Origin of the sequence: Pseudonocardia sp. (genome assembly GCF_025965585.1) — a bacterium.
In the GTDB taxonomy this organism is placed as follows: domain Bacteria; phylum Actinomycetota; class Actinomycetes; order Mycobacteriales; family Pseudonocardiaceae; genus Pseudonocardia.
Genome location: NZ_JAOPWR010000398.1, coordinates 1 through 5,929, shown reverse-complemented (window position 1 = coordinate 5,929; position 5,929 = coordinate 1). Strand labels below are relative to the sequence as shown.

The following is a 5,929-nucleotide window of genomic DNA, read 5'->3' as shown; positions in this document are numbered from 1 at the left end:
GCGCTGGCCAAGCTCGGCGCCGACGTCGAGTCCGGTGCGTTCGGGCCGGCCCCGGACGACGAGGACGTGCACTCCGCCCTGGAGCGCGGGCTGATCGAGCGGGCCGGGCCGGAGCTCGGCGGCAAGCTCCGCGCCGGCCGGTCCCGCAACGACCAGGTCGCCACGCTGTTCCGGATGTGGCTGCGTGATGCGGCCGGCCGGATCGGCGCCGGCGTGCTGGACGTCGTCGACGCGCTGGTCGGGCAGGCGAGCGCCCACCCGGGCGCCCCGATGCCCGGCCGTACGCACCTGCAGCACGCCCAGCCGGTACTGCTCGGCCACCACCTGGCCGCGCACGCCCACGCGCTGCTGCGCGACGTCGACCGGCTGCGCGACTGGGACAAGCGCGCCGCCGTGTCGCCGTACGGGTCGGGGGCGTTGGCAGGCTCGTCGCTCGGCCTCGACCCGGAGGCCGTGGCCGCGGAGCTGGGCTTCGACTCGTCGGCGGCCAACTCCATCGACGGCACCGCGAGCCGCGACTTCGCAGCCGAGGCGGCGTTCGTGCTGGCGATGATCGCGGTCGACCTCTCCCGCATCGCGGAGGAGGTGATCGTCTGGGCCACGGCGGAGTTCTCCTACGTCACGCTCGACGACGCGTTCTCCACCGGCAGCTCGATCATGCCGCAGAAGAAGAACCCCGATGTCGCGGAGCTCGCACGGGGCAAGGCGGGCAGGCTCATCGGCAACCTCGCCGGGCTGCTGGCCACGCTCAAGGGCATGCCGCTGGCCTACAACCGCGACCTGCAGGAGGACAAGGAACCGCTCTTCGACTCCGTCGAGCAGCTGGAGCTCCTGCTCCCGGCGGTCGCGGGCATGATCGCCACGCTCGTGTTCCACACCGACCGCCTCGCCGAGCTCGCGCCGGCCGGGTTCACCCTCGCGACGGACGTCGCCGAGTGGCTGGTCCGGCAGGGCGTCCCGTTCCGGGTGGCGCACGAGGCGGCGGGCGGCTGTGTCCGCGCGGCGGAGGGACGCGGCGTCGGCCTGGCCGATCTCACCGACGCCGAGCTGGCCGCCGTCCATCCCGCACTGACGTCCGGGGTGCGCGAGGTGCTCACCGTCGCGGGGTCGATAGCCTCGAGGAACGCCCGCGGCGGCACCGCGGGGGAGCGCGTCGACGAACAGCTCGACGAGCTGCGCGCCGCGGCCACCGCCGCCCGCACCGCACTGTCCGCATCAACCGCGGCAAGCAGATCCGGAGGATCAGCATGACTTCGCCCGCCGACCTGGCGCGCCCGTCCCTGGAGCAGGCCCGCGCCGATTATGACGCGCTCGTCGCCCAGGGGATGAAGCTCGACCTCACCCGGGGCAAGCCCTCGGCCGCCCAGCTCGACCTGGCGACGCCGATGCTGAGCCTGCCTGGTGATCGGTTCAAGGCCGCCGACGGCACCGACACCCGCAACTACCAGGGGATCCAGGGCCTCCCGGAGCTGCGCGCGATCTTCTCCGAGGCGCTGCAGGTGCCGGTGGGGCAGCTCATCGCGTTCGGCAACGGCAGCCTCGAGCTCATGCACGACACCGTGGTCAACGCCCTGCTCAACGCGATGCCGGGGTCGCCGAAGCGCTGGATCGAGGAGGAGCGCGTCGCGTTCCTCGCGCCGGTGCCCGGCTACGACCGCCACTTCGCGCTGTGCGAGCGACTCGGTGTCGAGCTGATCCCGGTCGCGATGACCGACGACGGCCCCGACATGGACGAGGTCGAGCGCCTCGTTGCGGGCGACGCCGCGATCAAGGGCATCTGGTGCGTGCCGAAGTACTCCAACCCCACGGGCGCGGTGTACTCCGACGAGGTCGTCAAGCGGCTGGCCTCGATGACCACGGCCGCCCCGGACTTCCGCATCATGTGGGACAACGCCTACGCGGTGCACACCCTCACCGACGAACCCGCGCCGCTGGCCGACCTGCTGGCCCTGGCCACCGAGGCCGGCAACGCCGACCGCGTGTTCGTCTTCGGCTCCACCTCGAAGATCACCCTGGCCGGTGCGGGTGTCGCGTTCCTGGGCGCGTCCGAGGCCAACGTGAAGTGGTGGCTCGCGCTGGCGGGCAAGCGCACCATCGGCCCGGACAAGACCAACCACCTGCGCCACGTCATGTTCCTGCGCGACGCCGCGGGTGTGGCCGACCACATGCGCAAGCACCGCGAGATCATCGGCCCGAAGTTCGCGGCCGTCGAGCGCGTACTGGCCGAGCAGTTCACCGACACCCCGGACGTCACGTGGTCCACCCCGACGGGCGGCTACTTCGTCACGCTGACGGTGCCGGACGGCGTCGCGTCGGAGACGGTGCGCCTGGCCAAGGAGGCGGGCATCGCGCTCACCCCCGCGGGCGCCACGCACCCCTATGGCAAGGACCCGCAGGACGCGATCATCCGCCTGGCGCCGACGTTCCCGGTGCTCGACGAGGTCGAGAAGGCCATGGCCGGCGTCGCGGTGTGCGTGAAGCTGGCGATTGCGCAGAAGGCCGCCTGAGCACTTGTCGCTGCTGGACCGCGGGGAGCTCGTCACCGACGTGCTCCCCGCGGCCGTCCGCCTGCTCGGCTGCACGGTCGAGTCCGACACCCCGGACGGCACGGTCGCGGTACGGCTCGTCGAGGTGGAGGCCTACCGCGGCGCCGACGACCCCGCGTCGCACAGCTTCCGCGGCCGCACCCCGCGCAACGGCGTGATGTTCGGCCCGGCGGGCCACCTGTACGTCTACTTCGTCTACGGCATGCACTTCTGCGCCAACATCACGTGCCTCGAGGACGGGGAAGCCGGCGCGGTGCTGTTGCGTGCGGGGGAGGTCGTGTCGGATCCAGGGGTGGCGTTCGCGCGCCGTCCGACGGCGCGGCGTGAGATCGATCTCGCCCGAGGGCCTGCCCGGCTGGCGTCGCTGCTCGGGCTGGGCCGGGAGCACAACGGCGTGGACGTGGCGTCGCCGACGTCACCGGTGCGCGTGCTGGCCGGGCCACCAGTGGATCCGGCACTCGTGCGCTCCGGTCCGCGGGTCGGCGTCGCCGCCGCGCACGACCTGCCGTGGCGGTTCTGGCTGGACGGGTCGCCCGCGGTCAGTCCGTACCGCCCGGGACGAGGAGCGCCCAGCGCTGGACCTGCAAGACAAGGGTAGCCTAACCTTCGTGGGTGCTCCCCCCGTCGAACTCACGGTGGCGCCTGCTCGGCGCGATCCTCACGGCCCTGTTCCTGCTGACCTCGTGCTCCGGCGGTACCAGCCGACCGTCCGCCGGCCCGTCCGCCGACGGCGTTTTCCCGGTGACCGTCACCCACAAGTTCGGGACCACCGAGATCCGGGCCCGTCCGCAGCGGGTGGTCTCGCTCGGGTACACCGACCAGGACGCGATCCTGGCCCTCGGCGTCGTCCCGGTGGCGATCCGCGAGTTCACCGGGCAGCAGCCCTCGGCCACGTGGCCGTGGGCGCAGAGCATGCTCCAGGGGCAGAAGCCCGAGGTGCTGCCCGCCGGGGAGGTGAGCACCGAGGCGATCGCTGCACTGCGGCCAGATCTCATCGTCGGCATCTCCGCGGGCCTGACCCGCGAGCAGTACGAGACCTACTCGGGGATCGCGCCCGTGGTGGCCGCGCCTGAGCAGTACGTCGACTACGGCACGCCCTGGCAGGACGTGACACGGATGGTCGGCACCGCGCTCGGCAAGGCACCCGAGGCGGACGAGCTCGTCACCCACCTGGAGGCCCGGTTCGCCGCGGCCCGGGCGAAGTACCCGGCGCTGGCCGGGAAGTCGGTCGCCGGGGTGCGTCCGAGCGCGGCCGACAGCAGCAACTACTTCGTCTGGGGACCGCAGGACCTACGCGCCCGTTTCTTCAGCTCGCTCGGGATGACGGTGCCCCCGGAGTTCGATCGGCTCGCCGGTGACAGCTTCTACGCGACGATCAGCACCGAGGAACTGAGCAGGCTCGACACCGCCGACGTCGTGGTGCTCATCACCGCGAGCGCCCAGGAGCGGGCGACGTTCGAGACGCTGCCGCGGTACTCCGCGCTGAAGGACGTGCGCGAGGGGAGGGTGCTGGCCCCGGACGACCGGCAGTCGGCCGCCCTGTCGTTCAGCAGCGTTCTGAGCCTGCCCGAGCTCCTCGACGCGGTGCCCGCGCAGCTCGCGAAGGTCGTCACCCCGGCGTCCTGACCGGAACCGGCGCGCGGGCCCGGCGGTCGGTGGGGAAGGATCGCCGACGTGAGCACGGACATCCTCGACGAGCTGGAATGGCGCGGCCTGATCGCGCAGAGCACCGACCGCGACGCGCTGCGCCGCGACCTGGCGGACGGGGTGCTCACCCTGTACTGCGGCTTCGACCCGACTGCGCCGAGCCTGCACGCCGGCAACCTCGTGCCGTTGCTCACGCTGCGGCGCTTCCAGCAGTCGGGCGCTCGGCCCATCGTGCTGGCGGGCGGCGCCACCGGGCTGATCGGTGATCCGCGTGACACCGGCGAGCGGACGATGAACACCGTCGACACGGTGGGGGAGTGGGCCGGCCGCATCCGAGGACAGCTCGAACGGTTCGTGGAGTTCGACGACTCGCCCACGGGCGCGCTGGTCGCCAACAACCTGGACTGGACGGGGCAGCAGACCGCGCTGGAGTTCCTGCGTGACATCGGCAAGCACTTCTCGGTCAACACGATGCTCGCCAGGGAGACCGTGAAGCGCCGCCTGGCGGGGGACGGCATGTCGTACACGGAGTTCAGCTACCTGCTGCTGCAGAGCCAGGACTACCTGCACCTGCACCGGGAGTACGGGTGCCGCCTGCAGATCGGCGGCTCCGACCAGTGGGGCAACATCATCGGTGGTGTGGATCTCATCCGGCGGGTCGACGGTGCGGGCGTGCACGCGCTGACGATGCCGCTCGTGACGGACACCGAGGGACGCAAGTTCGGCAAGTCCACCGGCGGCGGCAACATCTGGCTCGACCCGGGCATGACATCGCCCTACGCCTGGTACCAGTACTTCGTGAACGTGGCCGACGCGGACGTCGGCAAGTACCTGCGGCTGTTCACGTTCCTACCCCGCGAGGAGATCGAGGAGCTCGAACGCGAGGTCGCCGAACGCCCCCATCTGCGCGCCGGACAGCGGAAGCTGGCCGAGGAGCTCACGACCCTCGTGCACGGACGGCACCAGACCGAGCAGGTGATCGCGGCGAGTGGTGCGCTGTTCGGTCGCGGCGAACTGCGGGACCTCGACGCCGGCACGCTGGACGCCGCGCTCTCCGAGGTGCCCACCACATCGGTGCGCCTCGACGAGCGGCCGACGATCGTCGACCTGTTGGTCGCCACCGGACTCGTCGAGAGCCGGGGCGCCGCCCGTCGTGCTGTGGGGGAGGGCGGCGCGTACGTGAACAACGCGAAGGTGACCGACGAGCAGTGGGTCCCGGCCGAGACGGACCTGCTCTCCGGGGGCTGGCTCGTGGTGCGTCGGGGCAAGCGCAACCTGGCGGGCGCGCGGGCCACTCTCGTCGAAGTCTGACGAAAACGGCCTCTGAGCTGCACCGACGCCGGAAAGGGACCCCCGATTTGACGGGCCCTGGAGGGGGTGTGTAACTTTCTCCAAGTCGCCACGGGGACAGCACGACAGACCGGGACAGAGTTCATCTGGCCCAGAGTCAGTCCCCACGGAGCGGCCGCCCCGAAGGACCGAGCATCGCAAGATGCCGCCCGGAGGGAGTGGGACTGGCGGAGCTTGACTCCGCGACCAGGACCATGTAAGGTAGAAAAGTTGCTCCGGAACAGTCCGGGCAACGCCGTGGTAACACAGCCCCGGAGCATCACCTAGCGGTGGTCGATGGTGTGCGTGTGTCTTTTGAGAACTCAACAGTGTGTCGAGCTATTGTTTGAATTGGTTTTATGCCAGTTTGTTTGCTCGGTGGCGCGACCCCGTCGCGTTGATCGGGT

At 71.1% G+C, this 5,929-nt stretch carries 5 protein-coding genes; all 5 read left to right on the top strand.

Features of this window, described 5'->3' with window-relative positions; all coding sequences use genetic code 11:
• Window positions 1–1,251, top strand: a 1,251-nt coding sequence (gene argH, locus JWR81_RS24705) for an argininosuccinate lyase (RefSeq protein WP_297657884.1), incomplete at its 5' end; no start/stop codon positions are given.
• Entirely contained in the window at window positions 1,248–2,507 is a 1,260-nt protein-coding gene (locus JWR81_RS24700; protein WP_297657881.1) for an aminotransferase class I/II-fold pyridoxal phosphate-dependent enzyme, read from the top strand. The genes argH and JWR81_RS24700, both read left to right, overlap by 4 nt.
• A gap of 4 nt (window positions 2,508–2,511) precedes the next feature.
• On the top strand, window positions 2,512–3,144 hold the full coding sequence (locus tag JWR81_RS24695; protein ID WP_297657878.1) for a DNA-3-methyladenine glycosylase: 633 nt from the start codon (window positions 2,512–2,514) through the stop codon (window positions 3,142–3,144).
• Between the two features lie 14 nt (window positions 3,145–3,158).
• Entirely contained in the window at window positions 3,159–4,172 is a 1,014-nt protein-coding gene (locus tag JWR81_RS24690; protein WP_297657875.1) for an iron-siderophore ABC transporter substrate-binding protein, read from the top strand.
• A gap of 48 nt (window positions 4,173–4,220) precedes the next feature.
• The gene (tyrS, locus tag JWR81_RS24685; protein ID WP_297657872.1) at window positions 4,221–5,504 is read left to right on the top strand and encodes a tyrosine--tRNA ligase; all 1,284 of its coding nucleotides are present in this window, start codon (window positions 4,221–4,223) and stop codon (window positions 5,502–5,504) included.
• Window positions 5,505–5,929: the final 425 nt, after the last annotated feature.

Bases quoted from the DNA above. Each gene is read 5' to 3' on its own strand.
- JWR81_RS24700 (WP_297657881.1), top strand. From the start codon at position 1,248: ATGACTTCGCCCGCCGACCTGGCGCGCCCGTCCCTGGAGCAGGCCCGC.